Here is a 19,666-nt window from a genome sequence, read left to right as displayed (position 1 = left end):
TTCTTGTCTCCTATTCTTTAATCAACTGGTAGCGCGGCACCAAGAGTTTGATGATGACCCAACTCAACAGATACCCTAACGACGCCACCATAAATACTATCATATAACCGGCTTCGATACCCCGGAAGCCTAAAAACTCCATCTGCGTTTCCTTGGAATAGGTAAACAACATACCGGAACACATGTTGAACAGCAAACAACCGATACCGCCCGACATACCACCAATACCCGTCACTGTGGCCACGGCGGATTTGGGAAACATGTCGCCCACCACGGAATAGACATTCGCGCTCCAACTCTGATGCGCCGCCCCGATGATGCCGATTATCACGATGGGAAACCAATACGACCAACTCCCCAAAGGCTGGGCCACCAAGCCGATAAGGGGAAAGAAGGCATAAATAAGCATGGCGCGCATGCGTCCGGCATAAGGGTTCATACCCTTGTGCCCCACGAACCATGTGGGCAAATAGCCCCCCACGATGGAAAGCATCGAAATCAGATAGAGGGTGAAAATGAGTAACATGCCCGTCGTGGAGTCCGAACTGTATCCGTAGACATCATGCACGTAAGCCGGTGCCCAAAAGAGGAAGAACCACCACACGCCATCGGGCAGGAAACGTCCGGCCACGACAGCCCATGTCTGGCGATAAGTCAGGCACTTCCAAATGCTGATACCCCTCGTCGGACGAGCCTCATCCGTACCTTCGACTAAAGGAGCATCGGCGGCGGAATCCTGCTCAATGTAGGCCAGTTCCGCAGCATTGACACGCTTGCTTTTCTGCGGCGCATCATACACATACACCCAAACGCCCATCCAGACGAAGCCCACGGCACCCACCAAGAGGAAGGACATCTCCCAACCCCAACAACGGGCCAGCAAAGGTATGACGAAAGGAGCAAGCAAGGCACCAATCTGTGCCCCGCTGTTGAACACACTGGTAGCGAACCCACGGTCCTTTTTCGGAAAATATTCTGCCGTAATCTTGATGGCTGCCGGAAAATTTCCGGATTCGCCAATGGCCAACACGCAGCGGGCTGCCAAAAAAAGCCAGACGCTGACAGTGGCCACGGTCCACACACCGTCCCCCACCGTCTGCAACGTAGCCAGGTTCTGCCGCGCCCCCGCGAAATCCGTCAGCCACTCGCCACCCAACAGCCCGTTAGTGGCAATCCCGCAAAAGGCATGGAGGCACGCCCCGGCCGACCACAGCCCTATGGCCCACAAATAACCGCGCCGCGCACCTACCTTGTCGATAAACTTGCCGACGACCAACATGGCTATGGCGTACACAATGGAGAAACACCCCGTGATAAGCCCATAGTCCGTGTCGTTCCACCCGAATTCAGGCGCAATAAAATCCTTCCACGTCAGCGATAAAACCTGACGGTCCATGTAGTTGATGGCCGTAGCCAGAAACAACATGGAACACACGACCCAACGATAACGGGTCATTCCTGCAAATGTTTGATTTGATTCATTCATGTTTTTCCGGTTTTCCTTAAAGTTTATATTCCGTAAACGTTGCAAATATATAGTTTTCACCCACAAACGAGCCTAAAAAACAATTCGAATTACATGCGATGTAACATATTCAAAAACATTTGCTACACCACAAAAAGCCCAAGCCATGCCACTCGTTAAAATCCGGAAGGCTTCCACTACTTACAAAGATAAGCCATACCACTCCTGCCCGAAAACGTATTCATGAAATTGAACGAAACGGCACCCCATTTTGAACGAAAAGCCACATAAAAACAAAATGTCAAAATGCAAAAGACACACATGCGAGAATGCGCCATTTCCCTCCTAAAAGACAAACAGCTCCCCACGATGCATTCTCGCACGATGACACCGGAACAGAAAGACACTCACTCGGGATTCATACCGACTCGGCCTCACGGCAAAGCCCAAATCCTGCGGACATTTACGGCTAAGCGGTCATCTTTTACCCACATTCACCTTACATCTTGTCATTAGTTCCTTGTACGCCCATCGTCGTGAAATAGCTCGAAAAAGAGCTTTTCCATGATGCTTCCACCACGGAATCTTCTTTGTTTCCGACCCATTTGCGGAGGTTTTTATTTTTTTCTGCGCAGAAAAAAATATCGCTTTCAGCCGAATGAAAAATCATTTGGCTGAAAGCGGCAAGCAAAAAAGCGTAAAAAAATGAAAGAAATGCGGCATAGGAACATTTCATCCGGTGTCCTATTAACATTTCGTTTCTATTTATGGCATTTAACAGCTCTATCAAAAGTGCTTTGGTTGACATTTTGTCAGCACTATACCCCCAAGTGAAGCCATTCCATACAGGCAAAACTATCTTTCAGATTTTTTGGAGGGAGAGAGGAAATATGATAAATTTGCGACCGAAAACACGATTCTCATTTCAAATCCATCCGATGATGATCAAACAGAAACTTTTAACGGGATACCTCTTGCTATGCCCGTTGTGCCTGCAAGCACAGAAATGGCTTCCGGCAACGCCGGAGGAAAACCGCGAAATCCGATTATTGGGATGCCGTTACGACAAAGAACGGTTAGTTAGCCGCACGCCCATAGACGGCAGAAACCCCGAATGGGAAGTCCGCACGGAAAAACAAAAGGTGCAGGACGGCGAACTGTTCACGTTCCGCTTCAAGGCTTTAAAAGACATGCCCGAATCCGGTGTGGCCGTGGCTTTCGACCGCTACCGTTGGACGAGCGACAATTACGTGATGATTCCGGCTTCCGTCTACAACGGCAACCGCCAACGCATCGTGAACCGCAATTACGCCACGGGGCTCGACCCGTCGGATTATGACCGTCCGGACCTGGCCCTGACCTCCAACCCCATCCCGCAGCTTTCGCCTGATTTCGGCAGCCCCTCCCGTTTGGAGGTGAGCGTATGCAACGCCGCCACTCCGGTCATCGCATTCCTCGACCGGCAAAAGCAAGAAGGTGTTCTCCTCCTGACCGACCAGGGAATCGAACGGGACGGACAAATCATAGACCACGCGCTGATAGTGGAAGAGGCTCCGGACCGCAGCATGGCCTCGTTCGTCATCAGTGCGCCCGGCGTGAGGGAGAAAAAGCCGGAGTTCATCGGCTTCAGCCCCAGTCCGGACCGCGGCCTCGCGATTCGCAAGGGAGACGAAATCACCATCCGCGTGACCCGCCTCAGCTATCCCTGCCACGACGTGCCGCAACTGCTCGGCCACTTCATGCACGACCGCAAACGCCATATCCGATGCGCCGCCCCACGCCACCTCGTGCCGATGAGCGAAGTGTTGTCCATCATGGACCGGAACATCGACGCACGCTATTACCAAAAAGACAGTGTGGAGTTCTACCGCCCCGAAACGGCCGACTGGATGTCGTACGGATGGATTGGCGGACTCATCAACACCTATCCCATGCTTGCCATCGGCGACGACGAACACCTGCGCCGCGTGGCCCGCACGTTCGACTTCGCCCTGCCCCGTGCCAAAGGGGAAAGTGGTTATTACTATGACATCCTGCAACCAGACGGCACGGTGCTCAACCGCGATGCCGCCGCCGTCGTGCCGGGCGTGGCTGTGACGCGCCGCAATGCCGACGTGCTCTATTGGATGGTGAAACAATTCGACCTGATGAAGCGGATGGGCAAAAGCGACCGTATCCGGCCCGAGTGGGAAGATGCCGTGCGCAAACTGGCCGACGCATTCGTACGCACGTGGAAGGAAGAAGGCACGTGGGGGAACTACCTGCACGTGGAAACAGGAAAAGTGGCCGTGTTCAACACCACGAGCGGGGCAATGGCCGTGGGCGGCCTGGCTCTGGCTGCAGAATACTTCAGCCGTCCGGAGTACTTGGAAGTGGCCGAACAGGCTGCATCCGACTTCTACCGCCAGTTTTCCATTGTAGGCTTCACTTCGGGCGGATGCGGGGATATCCTGCAGAACTCCGATTCCGAAACCGCCGCCGCCCTGATGACCTCCTTGACGACCCTATACGAAAAGACCGGAAAAGCCGATTACCTGCAACAAGCCCAAGACCTGGCTCATTTATGTGCCTCGTGGACCGTCTCGTTCGACTACCGTCTGCCCGACGACACGCCATTGGCCCAGTTGGGAGCCAACCTGACAGGTGCCGTATGGGCCAGCACACAAAACAAACATGGCGCACCGGGATTCTGCACACAGTCGGGCGACGCGCTGTTCAAACTCTACCGCGCCACGGGCGACACGTTGTATGCCGAACTCCTGCGCGACATCATCCATGCGCATGCCGAGGGCATCCAACCCAACGGAAAAATCACGGAACGCCTCACATATTGCGATTCCGACCGGCGCGGTTCGCGGGCCGACGGATGGGAAACGGGATGGAACGAGACGAACGGGGCATTGATGGCTTTGGAAATACCGGGCATATATGTCCGCACCGACCTCGGCCGGTTCTACGTGTTCGACCACGTGGAGGCACAAGCGGTAAAAAACGACACCAAACGGCTTGTTCTCCGCCTCACCAACCCCACGGCATACGATGCGGAAGTCACCCTCGTGGCCGAAGACGGCGCATCAGCGAAGAAACCTTTGGGCGACAACGCTTTCCTCAAATGGAAAGACAAGGTGAAAGTAAAAGCCGGACAGTCGGTCTCCTACACGATCAAGAAATAAAACAAGACGAAAGCCATTCCTGCCCCCGGCGCGGCAAGAATGGCTTTCTGTTTTCATCGGCACAGTCCTGACACGAGAGATAGGTGTCAGCGCAAATTCCAATATACCACGTAACGTTGGCGATGGATATCGTACAAGGGCTTGACCTCCACGCCGTCGGGCGTGACGAACGCCAAAGCCTTTCCCTTGCGTTGCAACACGTTGCCGGGATGCTTCTCGTCCCAACGCAACGCACAGGGCAGCCCTTCGGGAATATGATAGTCGTACGAATAATAATCATTGTACTTCGCCGGATCGGAATACGGTGCAGGAGCTTGCATGCCTTCCGTCCCCAATTCACCGGCCAGTACCACCGGCCCGTAAAGCAAAGCCCCACGCTCCGTCCCGTCCGGTGTACGCTCCAGACGCAGCCCCATGGCATAATCCGCTTCTATACGGTCGCCATCCCTCCAACGGCGCGACAGAAGGATATACGAGCCGGGCTTTTGCCGCACTTTCACCTTCTTGCCGTTGACTTTCACGCAGACCTCACTGCTCCATGACGGATAGCGGAGCCTTACCGTCAACTGCTTCGGCTCGTCCAACCCGACCGTGAACGTCACCTTGCCCTCTTCGGGGAAACGGGTATCCTGCCGCAAGACCAGTCCCTTTTCCTGCCATTTCACTTCGGAAGGGATAAACAGATTCACGAAGATGCCGTCCCGGTCATGATAATAAATGGCTTCGGCATACTTGGCGTGGTTCTCGAACCCGCTGCCCACACAGCACCAAAACGAATTCTCGGGCGTACTGTACACCCGGTGCGTACCCGTCTGCAAAGGAAAGAAATAGGCCACCATCCCCGACGCAGGATCTTGTTGGCCGAGTATGTGGTTGTACAAGGCACGTTCGTAATAATCGGCCACCTCGGGCGAGGCATCCCAACAAAACAAGTGGCGGCTCAGTTTCAGCATGTTGTATGTGCAACAGGTCTCGCCTGTATAACCGCTGATATGCGCGGTGAACTTGTCCGTGGGGAAATAATGTTCCTTGTCGCTGCTGCAACCCGGCGCAAACGTGTGACGGTCAATCATCGTATGCCAGAAAAACTCGCTCAGGGCCTTACTGTCCGCATCGCCGGTCAGTTCATAATTCCGGGCCTCGGCCAACACTTTCGGGATGAACGTGTTCGTGTGCTTCGTGCCCAAATCGTCCTTTTGCGCCTTCAATGGGTCTATGACCTCGTTGTGGTAGAAGAAACCGGCCAACCATTTGTAACGTTCGTCGCCCGTCAAGGCATAAAGGTTGTAAAACGACTCGTTGATGCCTCCGAACTCGTTCCGTATCATCTTGCGGCGCGTCTCTTCCGAAAGGGGTTTGAGTTTCGCATAGGCCCAGTCGCCCATCTTTCTAACCACCTCCAAAGCCTGCATGTTACCGGCATAAAGATATTGGTCTATCAGCCCGGAGAATATCTTGTGCAAAGTGTACCACGGTGCCCAAACACTTGTGGCACGGATATTACGGTTTATCAACTCTTCCGGATACGCACTCAGGTAACCGTTCCCAAGGGCAACCTGCACCTCTGCCAAACCGGCCACAAGACTGTCGCCTTTCAGTTTGAACACTTCGCTTCCCGTTGCGGCATACATCAATGACAGGGCCGAAAGGAAATGCCCCGTGGTATGCCCCCGCAACTCGCAGTCCAAGGACTCCCACCCGCCCAACTTCTTCACGGTCATGTAACCACCCTCTCGCCCTGCAAAGATACCGGCCGTGGTCCGGAAACCATGCAACAAGCGGTCCACGCCAATAGACACCATCCAAACGGAGTCCCGCATCATGTTGTCGCGGAAACGCCCCGGCAACAACCTTACGTCCTGCAATTCAAAACTCTCCGCAGCAAGCGGCACTTTCACCCCTTCCTTGAATTTGTCCCCGTATATGCCGGGATAAACGGATTGGGCGTAAGCCACAGTGGCACAGGCACACAACAAACCGCACAACCATCTTCTTTGCTTCATCCATCTATGTTATTTATGGTTCAACTTGTTTCTTCAATATCACATTTCCATCCTCATAGACCACCTTTTCTGCACGTCCGTTCACCCGCAAGGATGAAGGACGCGAAGCTGCATGGAAAACAGCCCGCACATAGGGCTGTCCTTGTACGTGCACATCCAAATCCTTGCCTTCGGCATGCTGCATCACGAACAGCTTCGACAAGGAAGAATAATAAGAAACGCCGCCCCGGCGCAAGGCACTGCCATAGCAAACGAAGATGTCCCCGGCCGTAGACGGGTCTGCCCCTTCGTCATACGTCACGGTGAACATATAGGCATCCGTGGTCCACCCGTCGGCCTCAATCCATGAATTATTGTGCATCAGCCTGCCGTCGGCCAACTGGTTGATATACATGTCGGTCACTTTGCCTCCGCGACGCACCCGCAGCCCTATCCAGTCCTTGCCTTCGCGTTTCTCCATATAAGGCAGGTCTTTGTCTCCGGGACGGTCTTTCAGGATGATGGCGGTCATCCCTTTGATGCGTTTATGCTCACCGGGCAAATGGAATGAATAATACTCCTCTTTGTCTTTCAAGTCTTCCGTCGGTCCGGTCTTCACTTCCCAATACAAATCTTCTGGATAGTCATGTACGAAATCGGACAAGGCCAGTAGACGGGGATAAAGCGGACGGATGACGACAGACGCACTATCCGACGTGACGGTCAAGTCCGGTCCCCGTTTCACGGCTTTTCCACTATAATGCCACAACCATTCGAAGTGCCCGGCATGATGTGCCTTGATGTCGTCTATCACGTAAATGACTTTATCCATCCAGAGGAAATGGCGGAAATTCCGGCTGAACTTGTCCGCCATCGGCCCCGTACCGTTGGCCAACACATATTTCATCTGCCCGTTATCCATCAGATGGTGCAAGCTACCGCGCAAGTAAGAGCCTTCATATTGCTGTTCCCGTGACTGCCCTTCTCCATTGAAAAGCACCACGTTGTGCGCATCGCTTTGGAAGAAATATCCCCGGTATTCCGGATTGGGATAGCTGCAATTCCCGGCATCCTTGAGGATGTCCACGCCTTTATGGAAAAGTATGAGCGAATTGGCATCAGCATGCGAGTGGTTCCAGGTATGCCCACTCTTGACGGCCAACATCGTGGCATCCTTTTTCCATGAATCGCGCACCATGGCCCATCCGAAATCTTTCAGCAGCCATGAAGTCGGCAAATCCGGTGTTTCGGGAGCCTTCCGTACGTCCGGCATGTACAGGAATCCCATGGGGCGGTTGCGGAAATAACCGTCACGATGTTGCCCGTCCTGTATCTGGTTGAAGTACCACAGCATGTCCGGACGCTGTATCCCCAAGGCATACAAGAGCATCATGCTCGACTCTGCCGTCACATTCTTATGACTGTCACCGAAATTGATGTCGTAAAGGATGCCCGTACGCGGATAACAAACTTGCAGGAAATAATCGGGCAGCTTTTCCAATTGCGGTATGGGAGAAGCCTTCTGGCCGGGATACGCGTTCTGCCAGGCTATCCTGTACTGCAAAGCTTCCTGTATGCCGAAGTTGGCATAGTTGAGGCTTTCGTACATGCCTCCGGCCTCGTCGAACGTCTTCATCTTGTTTTGCAACACGTCCCCGGCAAAACCGAACCATTCGGGCATGACCTCATTCAAGGTTGCCGCCCACTCGCGGGCCTGAGGCAGCTCGTTCTGCAACGCCAAAGCCAACATGCCCGCATTGTACACGCAAGAGGTCCACCAGTTATGTCCCATGGAATTGAGGGTATGGATACGCGTGGGTTCCAATACCCAGTCGCCCAAAGCCGGTTCCAACCCGAGACGGAGCAACTTTTCAGCCAAATCCTTCCGTTCTTTTCCGGACAAGGTCTCGTAGATGGCATCGTACGCCAGGGCGGACATCAGGCATTTGTGGGAAAGTCCCAAATCGGACCGCCATACGGGCTTCCGCGACAGCATTTCCTCGCTTCCCCATGTCTTGGCACTCGTCAACGATTGCAAAATGGACTTCAAACGGTCGGCATAACGTCGGTCGCCTGTCATCAGGTAAGCCAAAGAGAGGTAATCCGCTCTCCGGAAATTATTTCCTTTCAAAGCCCCGTCGGCCACCTTGCGGATGTCCTCCCAACAACGGGCCATGCAGGTATCCGACTCCATCCTCGACTTGGCCGCTTCCACCCTCGCCTTTGTAAACAGCAAGGCCGGATGCTTGACTTGCTGCGCATACAGCGAAAAGGAGAGGAAAAGTCCTCCCACACAAACAAAAAACTTTTTCATCTTATATCTAAATCATTAAACGCTTCTATATCCTAATACGATTGAAAACCGCAAAATACTGACTCGAAAAGAAAAAAAATCAGTTTGGCGTAAGTGAATTGCCTTTCCCAATCGTATTAGGATATGAACAAGGTTTTAAAAATCAAATTTTACCATCAATGAAAAAACAATTCATTTCTTTGTGCATGTTGTGGTTGGCCACCTCGGGATGGGCCTCGCCACACACTTATAAACTATGGTCGCCCGACCGCAATTACGAGTTCACCTTTACGCAAGAGGATTCGGACGGTGCAACCCGGCTGTCTTACACCTTATCATATAAGGGAAAAAAGATTATAGGGAAATCAGGTCTGGGAGTAGACATAGAAAACAAATTACTGGAAAGCGCATTAGGCATTCCTAACGACCATTGCAAGCAGTGGGGCGACAACCTGACTTTTATCGGGGTGGATTCTGCCGAACACAAAGAGGCATGGAAACCTTTATATGGTGAACGGGCAGAAATCCCTGACCATTACCGCAGCCTGTGTGTCAAGTTCAGGAAAGGAGAAGCCCCTTCGGAAAAAGCACCGGACGGGTATGACCGTTCCCGTACTTATTTCATGAACGTGGAGGTGAGGGCTTACAACGAAGGTGTGGCTTTCCGCTACCACTTCCCTGTTACCACCAACGGGCTGTTCCTGCATATCACCAAGGAACTGACCGAATTTGCCATGCCCGAAGGCACCATGGCCTACTATGAACCGTGGGCACAGGCTCCCATCACATTGCTGCCGCTAAAGGGATGGGACGGAGAAAGCGAACGCCCCTTGACCATGAAGCTGCCGGACGGATTGACCGTGTCCTTGGGCGAAGCCCGCATGCGCGATTATGTGCGTACCAAGTTCGGACTTTCCCCTTCCCGGCCGAATACCGTCACGGCCAACATGTATGACTGCGCGGATGTCATCTCGCCCTACGATACGCCTTGGCGCGTCATCATGGCAGCAGAACGCCCCGTAGATTTGATTGCCCACAACCATATCTACCTGAACCTGAACGATCCCTGCGCGCTGCAAGGAGACCTTTCGTGGATTAAACCCGGCAAGGCATTCCGCTGTGGGTTAAAACAAAAAGACGCGCTGGCGGCTGTGGATTTCGCAGCCGAACGAGGCCTGCAATACATAGAGTTGGATGCCGGATGGTATGGGCCGGAGATGTTCATGAACAGTGATGCCACAAAAGTGGCCGAAGGTAAGGATCTGGATTTCAAAGCACTTTGCGACTATGCCGCGACAAAAGGCATCGGAGTATGGGTTTACGTGAACCAACGCGCCCTAATCCAACAATTAGATGACATACTTCCCCTTTATAAAAAATGGGGCATCAAAGGCATCAAGTTCGGTTTCGTGCAAGTGGGCAACCAATTCTGGACCATCTGGTTGCATAACGCCGTACGCAAATGCGCGGATTATGGCATCATGGTGGACATACATGACGAGTACCGCCCCACGGGATTGAGCCGCACCCTGCCCCACCTGATGACACAGGAAGGCATAGCCGGTAACGAAACCATGCCCGACGCACGGCACAATACCACCTTGCCCTTCACGCGTTTCCTTGCCGGACCGGCAGACTACACGCCTTGTTACTTCAACAACCGGGTAAAAGCCACACACGGCCACCAATTGGCCATGCCTGTAGTGTATTACAGTCCCATCACTTTCCTCTATTGGTACGACACGCCCCAACTCTACCGAGGCGAAAAGGAACTGGACTTCTGGAAACACGTACCGACCACATGGGACGAGACCTACCCGATAGACGGGCAAATCGGTGAGTACGTAGCCATCGCACGGCGCAGCGGACAAAAATGGTTTGTGGGAGTCATGAACGGTATGGACGCACGGACACTCTCGTTACCCACGGAGTTCCTGCAACGGGGAAAGAAGTATGTGGTGACACTTTACGAGGATGACCCTGATTTGGACACACGTACCAAGGTTGCCACCAGGCAAAAGACCATCAAAGGCGGCCAGTCCCTCAAACTCGAATTGCAAGCTTCCGGCGGGGCGGCCATGGAAATAGAAAAAGCCCCATAAGAAGCATCCATTTTTGCCAATACTAAAAACCGGGGATGCCGTTCTTGGCATCCCCGGAATATTTGTACTTGTCACCCTCGTCAATGTACCACAACCTTCTTACCATTTACAATGTAAATTCCCGGACGGGTAGGATTCGAAATGGCACGCCCCGAAAGGTCATAGGTTCCTTGCCTTCCTTCAACCACCGTGTCTGCCTCCACATCATTGATGCCGGTCACATCATCTTCGGTCACGTTACTTCCGTAATAGAAAAGGCTAAAATTATCGAACACAATCCAGTCGGAAGGAACCACCTTGGTGTTTTTCAGTCCCACTTTAATGTCTTGTGCATCTCTCTTGATTTCCACCACAAGCGTATTGTCGTAAAGATGTTCCTCCATATAATCGACAGCTGCGGCCACATTATTAGGAATATACAAGTCCTGCGTCAAGACCTGGGAAGCCGTTCCCAACTTTTTCTCTTGTCCTCCTGCCATGATATTGTTAATCTGGGAAGACTTGTTATATAAATAAACAGCTGCGGCCACGTTGTCAATGCCGGAAACATAATCCTTACCGACTTGGGAATAGGCGCCCGGACGTTCAAATCCCTGTACCCCGACACGATACACCCCTTTGGGCATTTGTTTCAACGTCTGATACATGTCGAACGTCGAAGAAGTATTGCACAGCCCGTTCGTGAAAAGAAGCACGTCGGCTTGGGCGCATTCCCAACCATCGAGGCTTTCCATACCGGCATTGTCAATCAGGAAAGAGAGGTCGTAGGCCGACAGGTTGTCAAGCACCGTGTTCGTCATGAACGAAGTGATGCCCGTGTACATCTCGCGGATGGCACCATCCAGTTCTTCCACGGTTGTAAGCTTGTCCACTGCCGCTTCCATCTTTTGGGTCAAGGCCGTGAAGCTACCGGAAGCATCGTCTGTGGCATCATGATGCGGAACGTCCATCATCTCCTTGGCACCGGCCACATAACAGCGCAGCTTCTCACGGTTCAAAGCCACTTTACCTTCGTCCACCAAACGCAACTGGTCGGCCGTGAGGATGACCCAACGTTGGTTGGCTGCCGCATTACTGAAATCCTGCGAAGAAGCCGTCTTTATCTCTCCGTCTGCCTCGGCCTGCAATGCCGGAGGAGTCTCAATCCTACGCTTGCCTTCGCATATCCAATACCCCTTGGTATTAATGGAATGTTCACCCGCTCCCAAAATAACCGGAACACGGCCTCTCATCAGGTGGAAACTTTCATTCTCTCCGGGTTCGGCCACTTCGGCGGTCTTGATGGTACCGCTTTTGAAAGTAAAATACTTACCCGACTTGGCATTGCGCAACAGGTAATAGCATGTCTGGGGTTGGAATACAAGATACCAGGCGTAGGCATCGTCACCAACCAATTCGTCCGTAGAAACAGCACGATAAGCCAACGTGCCGTCCGCATTCTCTGTCAGGTAAGCCGTTCCGCGTCCGTAAGCCTCATCTTCGTTCGTGATATAGTATTTGACATCATCCTCGCTCTCGAATATATAATAAGGAGTGGGCGAACCACCGGAAGGAGGCAAGCCGTCTACCCCCAGTCCAAACGTCTGCAAGGCATTGGCGATATAAAGCAAACGCGTGCCATTGTCCGCACCGGCTCCGTTGATGCCGAAAGGCCCCATGTGCATGCCATCACCGTTACACAAATCCTGTCCGTTGGTCAAAAACTCCACAATAAGGTTGGCCAAGTCACCTTGCCACCATACACCGGACTGGATTTTAGGCATTTTGGTGGGATACAAACCCTGCCACTTGGTAGATGCCTTGAGTTCTTCATACCACCAACGTCCGTGTTGACCTACTCCCACACCATGATTGGATTCATGCATTACCGTTCCAGTGCGTTGGTATGCAGGGTTAGGTCCTACCGACATCCATCCCCCATAACTACATTCTGCCGTCGGAGTGCCGGCACCAAAAGACACTGTAATCCCATAATCCCGTATGCTCGTCCATTTGTTGTAGTAATCCATCGCCTCGCGACACGCATTACTAATCCGTTCGTTATCTGCCGGTTCCCCATTGTTGGCATAACTCCAAGTACAGTTCCCCATGGGAAGCGTTATGATTTTGCGCACTTCACCGTATCCCACGGCATTACCCTGTGTCATGGCAAAAGCACGTACATAATATACTGTGGCCGGTTCCAAAGGTTCCATGATATAAATGAGACCGGGATAGTTCAACACTTGCTCCCCTTCGGTCACATAATTGTCTGCCAAAGTCGGTTCTTTGTGGGTGGCCCAACAATAGCCCTGCAACTTGATGTCCTTCTCTTCCATGCCATTCACGGTGACACGTCCCAAAGCTCCGACGGCACCACGGGGAATGAAACTCGATGTCACCACCCCCGGCACATCACCCGAAGGATTGGCCGCATAATACAGCAATTCTGCTTGAGCCAACTCCTTGACCAACAATTCTATTTCTTCCCTTGTACTCTTGGCCGCCTTGTAAAGCCCGTCAGCCTTGTCGATGGCCGCCTTCAGCCCGTCCGCGCCGTTAGCCAATCCTTCGGCAAGCACCTTCTCCGACTTTTGGATGGCTTCCAAGAAGAAAGCATAATCCCCCACACTGGTTTGCGAGGCATTGATTGCCGCACGCAAAACGGCTGCATAACCCGCGATGTCTTCCACCTCAGTCACAGCCTTGGCTTCTTTCACGGCCTTCGTCAGCGCGGCAAGACTGTCGGCATGCTGGTAGGAAGCGAGCAACGCTTCTCCTTCCTGTATCATCTGCTTGAACTCCGCAAACTGGACATCGGCATCGAATCCCGTATAATAAATATGGAAATCATCAAAAGCCACTTTGTCTCCGGTACATCCTATTGTGTTCACTCCTATTTGAGCCTGATTGTCCACTACCACGAAATCGAGCGTGTACTGAGCTGTTCGGTTCAGTTCTTTCTTCGCATTGTTGGCATACACATAAGCACCACTCTGTACAATGGCCGGATTACTTTCCTGAATGTTTTGAGCCGACAACGTAAGCCGGTAGTTCCCGTTGGGCAATTCTACAAACTGGTAAATGTCAGCATCCGGCACTTTTGCCCCTCCATTCCAAATCTCACAATAATAGGAACCGCTCTTCAGCACAAAAACGTCATTGCCTTGGGTGCCGAACCCAGTAGACACCCATCCCTTGGTATCGTCCTCAAAATCTGGATTCAACATATTGGAAGTCATTTCCAACGGTTCTTCGGGTGAAGCCAACGCAAGCCGGTAATTATAAATGGCAGCCTTCAATGCAGCATACACCTCGGTCACATCCTTAGTAGAAGTCCCGTCTACCACAGCTTTCCCGTCAGCCAAAGCGGCATCGAGCACTTTCTGTTCGGGTGTGTCAAGATGCTTGTCGATACTCTCGGCTTCTGTGATAAGTTTGCCCACCTCTTCACGAAAAACTTCATAAGTCTCTTCCGTTGGTTCTTCAAGAGTCATGTGAAAATCATCCACACATACGTAATTCCCCGTTGCCCCTTGTACAAGGAGACCAATCTCCAATGTACCATCTACCGTCGTAGTCTTCACGTCATATTTTCCCGGCAAATTAATTTCGGTTTTGTCGTCATTGGCATACAACCACACCCCTGTCTGTTTGGCATCGGCATCATTCTGTTGGATGTTCTGCGCGACCACGCTCACCGTATAAGTACCCGCAGGCAAATCGGTTAACACCTGCTCGACACTGCCATCCGCCACCCGGCTTCCGGCTCCACTCCAGGTCTCGACATAATAATCGCCCACCTTCAAAGGGAAGTCGCTATTTCCTTGGCGTCCCATCCTACTGATTTCCCAACCGGTAGCTTCCTCCTCGAAGCCGGGATTGACAATGCGCTCCGTCATGTCCGTCTGTGCATGCAGCGACAAGGCCACGCACATGAAGAGAGATAGAAAGAATTGTTTTTTCATTGTGGTTAATTTTAAAAATTAGAAATCAAGATAATTATTGGTGCTCCTTCTCAATTTGATAAAAGAAACCGGATTACCTTGTTACAAAGGTAAGGGAAAGCCTCAACCAATACATTGAATTATATCGACAAAGAATAGCACTTTACCACCCATTCTTACATTTATCTCATATCCCCCATGCAAACCTTCAATGAACGGCATCGCCTACCGTTGTCACTCCAACGCAAGACAAATACCCCACGCCCCGGCAGGTGTATTTCCGTCTTGCCCCATCTGTCACCCAACATACTGCAAAGGCTACCATCAGCCGAATATAGCCGTAAATCGAGCAATGCCCCGTCTGCCCACAGACGAAGCACGCTCCCATGTACATCATAACGCACATCAGCAACGGTTTGTATTGATGGCACTCCCGTAACAAAGTTTTCCAGTTCTTCCACACTACGGAATGTTTTAACCCAAGCCACACGATAAACATCATTCACTAATCCCGCCACTTTCAAACCGAACCGCGAAAGTTCCCATAGGTCTTCACTGCCCAACCGGTTATCCGCACCGAAATTTCTCGTGCGGAGGTCGCAATAATACACGTCGTCCCCGATACGACCGGTCCACTTACCGTAACCGTTGCCGAAAGGCCCGCGTTCCGTGTCCACCGCAATCCGGTCAGGTTCCGCGCCGTCCACCTTGATGGCAAACACAGGCCAGTTACGCCCATCAAGCAAAGTCTTTCCCGTCAACTTGATGTCCCCGCGATAGGAACCGTCAGACTGCTTGGCACAATGCACCACCATACCCCCGTCATCCACAGCAAGCTCCACGCCGGAAGTCACAGCCGTCCATCCGGCCACCGTCGCATCCGCACGGCCAAAGTCTTCATCCAAATGTCCCAGACCTTCGGGAGCAGGCAACGGAGCAGCCTCATAGAACAATAAAGACCCGCAATCACCTTCGGGATTGAAACCCTCAGGACGGAACTTCTCCAATAACTCCTCCGTATAAGGCATATCCAACCCACGGCGATGGACATAATGGTTGAATGGAGCCTCGAAGATGGGACGTATCACCCCTCGTCCTTTTTCCGATATGACCGGCCAGTTGCTGTATTTTCCTGTCACATCTTTCCATACCTTGTAAGGGACATCGTAGCCCAAATTGTAACGTGCCACATACTCGCACCCTTTCAAGAAACGGTTGTCCAACAACCCATAAAGGTCATCTCCCTGATGCCAAGCTACCTCACACACCATCGCCATGGCCGACAGTCCCAACATGCTATGCTGTTGGTCACGCCCGCTCTCCTGAAGCTGTCCGGTCTCACCGTCGATATAGTTCCGAATCGTGCCGTTATCCTCTCCGTTCAGGTAGAAATCCTTTGCCCGGTCATACATTTCCCTGTCATCCGTCAGGATGGCTGTTGCCATATAAGCCTTCGTCACGATCAAGCCCCAATTTCCGTTGGTACAGGCCGGCATGGCATAAAAATCGTCCATTGCCCGCTGAAAATGTTCCTTCAACATAGCCACGACGTTTTCAATCTCGGTCCCAGGGATTCCGGAGTCCGTATGCTTCAGTATTTCCAAGGCACTGGCTATCTTAAATCCTTCCAAGCCTGCCAAAAGCATGCGGTCGTTCGATTCTGGTATTCCTTGCAAGGTAGAAGCATAAGCCGAAAGGATATCCATCGATTTACGGGCATACATCCGGTTGTCCGTCAACACCCACATCAGGGCATCCTCGTAGGCCGCACTGAAATCCGAACTCATCCCATTCGAGGTGTACTTGTAATCCGGATGGTCGCGCGAAATATAAGGGTAAGGGCCGTTCATTTTATATGCCTCTCCTACTCGGGGCGAAGATTTCAATAATAGAAAACCTTCATACACAGGATAAGCCCGACGAGCAATATAGTCTTTCATTCGGAACACGCTCTCCTTCGTGACAACGATACCGGGGTGGACAAACGACTTTTCGCCATTTTCCTCTAATCCGGCACTTTCTGCCTTCATGCCCCAAACACTGAGTAAGACCAATAACAAGCCACGCAAAAAATGTCTGTGTGTCATATCATATCTTTTATTTACTGTTCCACAAATTCCGTACCTCATGGCAAAACCAACTTTTTACCGTCCACCACATAGATTCCGCCCGGCAAGGCCACGCGCCAATCCGGCCGGGAGGTATCCACCGGCACGCGAGTACCGTCTATACGGTAAACGGCAGGAGAACCTTCACATTCCATTGATATGCGAGGCACAGTAAGAGGAGTATCTTTCAAATCCTCACCATAGCGTGCCATCAACTCTTCCAAGGTATAAAAGCCAATGTCATCTATTCTCGTGTCTTTATACAGCGACTCTCCATTCACGGCAAAGCACAAACCTTTCAATGTGTAAGCCTCTACGCCTTCCGCATAGCAATCCCCCAATAAAGGCTCGATACGGCGGTTGGCAGAAGAATCCAACTGCCAGACGAACAACTGTTCGTCTCCGCCCGCTCCGCATCCTTTCACGGAATAGGTTGCCGCCTGCCCGCTCGTACTGGCCTTCGTCTCATCATCCATTCCTCCGGGTAACCGATAGGTTGCTTCTTGGAACGCCACCATGTTCAAATTCATACCATGGATAGCCAAGTACAATTTATCCGAAGTTATATGATATTCCATAGGTTCGCCCACCACGGTAAAAGTCGGTACAAGTTCACTTGCATAACGATTGGAAACCAAAAGTTTGTCACTCTGGTCTGTCAGGATTTCCCCTTTCCCTATAGGAGTAGAATAATCACGGGAGTTCCACACATAATCGGTTTCTTCCGAAGGACGGGCTGTCTCCTCCACACGGATAGAACGCAGACGGACTGCATTATCCGTTCCTTTTACGGTCATACGCAACACACTGGCACCCGCACGAAGCCTCAACACACCTAACTCATGTTCTTGGAATCCTTGTCCCACAGGCAATTCGCCCCCAACAGCCGTGCCATTATCCACTGCGGCATACAGTGCGCCTCCAACTACCGACACCTCAGCATCGGCCCAAATGCGATAATACCCGTCTTTGGCTACGGTAAAACTATAGTTCATCCATTCACCATCTTCCATCCCGGTTACGACATAGCTATCGCCTACCGTTTCTATTTCCACGGTACCGTCCGTACGATACAACTTACATTTTTCCGTGCCTTTGTCATGGTAAGTCAGCCCTTCACCGTTTGCGGCCAAACTATAGAAGTCATAATCCACGGCCCGTATCGTTCCAGGCAAGGCCGGAAGCCCAGACACATGCCGACCATCCACAAACGTCCCGCCATCTCCGGCCATCCAAACCGTACGGTAATCCAACAAACCTCCGGGCATGCTGCCATCCTCCGCCTTCTTCACATCGAAAGCACGCTGTACCCAAAGCAAACTATCTGCCGGTAATCCCATACGTACCTTATATTGCATCCACATCGTACCGGGACTGTGGAACTGCTTCCCTCTCGTCCAATCCGTTTGGTTTCCTTCCGACCATGGATTGATTTTCAGGCCCTCCCAACGGGCACAACGCGCCATGCGGCGGATGAATTGCCCATTCTCCACCGTTGGCTCAAAAAGTTCTTCTTCCGGCCAATACTTGTTCTTCATCTGTTCACGGTTATACCAACCGTAGTTGTACTTGGCTGCATAAGTGATGCCCTGCAAGATTCGCCCGCCGTAGGCAGAAAACACGTCATCGCCTTGGTTCCATGCCGTACGGGCAATGTCCACCATATTACACATGCCGTCCATGATATGCCCTTGGTCACGCGAAGCCTCCTGACACTGGCCGTTCTCCCAAATCCAATACTTCAACTCATCGTCATAACCATAGTCTTCCTCCTCGCCCACCGTAATCTTGCTTGCGTCATATAAGATATAGTATTCATCATTCACGTGTGACTGAACACCGTGCGGTATTTTCGGCCCTTTAGGATAAGGCAGGTCATCCTGACGATGGGACAGGCTCAACAATTTTCGGTAAGCCCGCTCGTAAATGGTATCGTTGTCCAAATAGATACCCATGGCCATCAGGGTACGCAAACCATACAAGCCTTGGTTGCCATGTCGTCCCGGATCACCTTGAAAAATATTCCAATACACCGTCACACGGTTTTCCAACGTGTCGGATGAGGAGTATTTGGCATAATAATCTTCCACTGTACTATATCCGGGACTCACCAGGAAATCCTTGAACCCCTGTTGGTCTTCGGGTTTCCATCCCTCATAATCACGCAATAATTCGGCAGCCTCAATGAGCATGGTAGCCTTGGAAGCATCCAAGCAATTCGTCCCATAAGGTTTAATACTACGTACGGGAGCATAGCGGTTCAGCACAGCCACGGCTTTGTCCGCATAGGACGTTTCATCCGTCAGCTTCCACATCATGGCATTATGGAAAGCCACCTGTCCGAACTCATCCAACCACAAATTAGGACTATCCCAAATGACAGGCTGCCCTTCGTGGACAGGCAAAGGACGTTCATAGTCACGATAAGTCGTGTAACGGCTTTCCTTGAATTCAAGGAAAGCCGAATAATAAGGTTCTTGACCGGCATCCACCATGGCCCGCATCCTGTCGATGTCAGCCTGTGTATAGGATATGCCGGGATGCTTAAACACACGCTGCTGCCCCATGGCATTCAGTCCGGCCAGGCAAACGCACAATAATATCATCTTTTTCATAC

9 protein-coding genes are annotated in these 19,666 nt (G+C 51.8%); 2 read left to right on the top strand and 7 right to left on the bottom strand.

The genetic code is table 11. The features are described 5' to 3' along the window. Window positions 1–10: 10 nt before the first annotated feature. A complete protein-coding gene (locus AC5RDV_RS09725; RefSeq protein WP_282748431.1) occupies window positions 11–1,486 on the bottom strand; it encodes an MFS transporter in 1,476 nt (491 codons plus the stop codon). Window positions 1,487–1,964: 478 nt separating this feature from the next. After that, a complete protein-coding gene (locus AC5RDV_RS09720) occupies window positions 1,965–2,273 on the bottom strand; it encodes a hypothetical protein (protein WP_282748432.1) in 309 nt (102 codons plus the stop codon). 130 nt (window positions 2,274–2,403) lie between these two features. Here AC5RDV_RS09720 and AC5RDV_RS09715 point away from each other — a divergent pair, with 130 nt between their 5' ends. Further along, window positions 2,404–4,638, top strand: coding sequence for a hypothetical protein (locus AC5RDV_RS09715; RefSeq protein WP_282748433.1), 2,235 nt, complete (start codon window positions 2,404–2,406; stop codon window positions 4,636–4,638). An 86-nt stretch (window positions 4,639–4,724) separates the two neighbouring features. Here AC5RDV_RS09715 and AC5RDV_RS09710 read toward each other — a convergent pair whose 3' ends face one another. Both AC5RDV_RS09710 and AC5RDV_RS09705 read right to left on the bottom strand, forming a co-directional pair. Beyond that, entirely contained in the window at window positions 4,725–6,641 is a 1,917-nt protein-coding gene (locus AC5RDV_RS09710; RefSeq protein ID WP_282748435.1) for a glycoside hydrolase family 127 protein, read from the bottom strand. 13 nt (window positions 6,642–6,654) lie between these two features. Continuing rightward, window positions 6,655–8,934 (bottom strand): heparinase II/III domain-containing protein, encoded by a 2,280-nt coding sequence (locus AC5RDV_RS09705; protein WP_282748436.1) that lies wholly within the window; start codon window positions 8,932–8,934, stop codon window positions 6,655–6,657. A 158-nt stretch (window positions 8,935–9,092) separates the two neighbouring features. Between AC5RDV_RS09705 and AC5RDV_RS09700 the strand changes: the two genes are divergently transcribed. Continuing rightward, window positions 9,093–11,015: a glycoside hydrolase family 97 protein gene (locus tag AC5RDV_RS09700; RefSeq protein ID WP_282748437.1), complete on the top strand. Its 1,923-nt coding sequence runs from the start codon at window positions 9,093–9,095 to the stop codon at window positions 11,013–11,015. Between the two features lie 80 nt (window positions 11,016–11,095). On the opposite strand, the gene AC5RDV_RS09695 is transcribed toward AC5RDV_RS09700, so the two are convergent. The 3 genes from AC5RDV_RS09695 to AC5RDV_RS09685 all read right to left on the bottom strand — a co-directional run bounded on the left by AC5RDV_RS09695 (window position 11,096) and on the right by AC5RDV_RS09685 (window position 19,664). Continuing rightward, window positions 11,096–14,962, bottom strand: a complete 3,867-nt coding sequence (locus AC5RDV_RS09695) for a hypothetical protein (RefSeq protein ID WP_282748438.1) — start codon at window positions 14,960–14,962, stop codon at window positions 11,096–11,098. A 161-nt stretch (window positions 14,963–15,123) separates the two neighbouring features. Then, window positions 15,124–17,028 carry a DUF4979 domain-containing protein gene (locus tag AC5RDV_RS09690; RefSeq protein WP_282748439.1) on the bottom strand — a complete coding sequence of 635 codons (1,905 nt, stop codon included), beginning with the start codon at window positions 17,026–17,028 and terminating at the stop codon, window positions 15,124–15,126. A gap of 38 nt (window positions 17,029–17,066) precedes the next feature. Beyond that, on the bottom strand, window positions 17,067–19,664 hold the full coding sequence (locus tag AC5RDV_RS09685; protein ID WP_282748440.1) for an alginate lyase family protein: 2,598 nt from the start codon (window positions 19,662–19,664) through the stop codon (window positions 17,067–17,069). Window positions 19,665–19,666 lie beyond the last annotated feature (2 nt).

The organism is Paraprevotella sp. (assembly GCF_986071375.1).
Note: the sequence above shows the minus strand (reverse complement) of the source record. Positions and strands in the feature narration are given on the sequence as shown.

Excerpts from the sequence above, each read along its gene's own strand:
- AC5RDV_RS09710 (WP_282748435.1), bottom strand. The coding sequence starts at position 6,641 with ATGAAGCAAAGAAGATGGTTGTGCGGTTTGTTGTGTGCCTGTGCCACT.
- AC5RDV_RS09715 (WP_282748433.1), top strand. The coding sequence starts at position 2,404 with ATGATGATCAAACAGAAACTTTTAACGGGATACCTCTTGCTATGCCCG.
- AC5RDV_RS09725 (WP_282748431.1), bottom strand. The coding sequence starts at position 1,486 with ATGAATGAATCAAATCAAACATTTGCAGGAATGACCCGTTATCGTTGG.
- AC5RDV_RS09690 (WP_282748439.1), bottom strand. The coding sequence starts at position 17,028 with ATGACACACAGACATTTTTTGCGTGGCTTGTTATTGGTCTTACTCAGT.
- AC5RDV_RS09685 (WP_282748440.1), bottom strand. The coding sequence starts at position 19,664 with ATGAAAAAGATGATATTATTGTGCGTTTGCCTGGCCGGACTGAATGCC.
- AC5RDV_RS09700 (WP_282748437.1), top strand. The coding sequence starts at position 9,093 with ATGAAAAAACAATTCATTTCTTTGTGCATGTTGTGGTTGGCCACCTCG.
- AC5RDV_RS09720 (WP_282748432.1), bottom strand. The coding sequence starts at position 2,273 with ATGTCAACCAAAGCACTTTTGATAGAGCTGTTAAATGCCATAAATAGA.
- AC5RDV_RS09695 (WP_282748438.1), bottom strand. The coding sequence starts at position 14,962 with ATGAAAAAACAATTCTTTCTATCTCTCTTCATGTGCGTGGCCTTGTCG.
- AC5RDV_RS09705 (WP_282748436.1), bottom strand. The coding sequence starts at position 8,934 with ATGAAAAAGTTTTTTGTTTGTGTGGGAGGACTTTTCCTCTCCTTTTCG.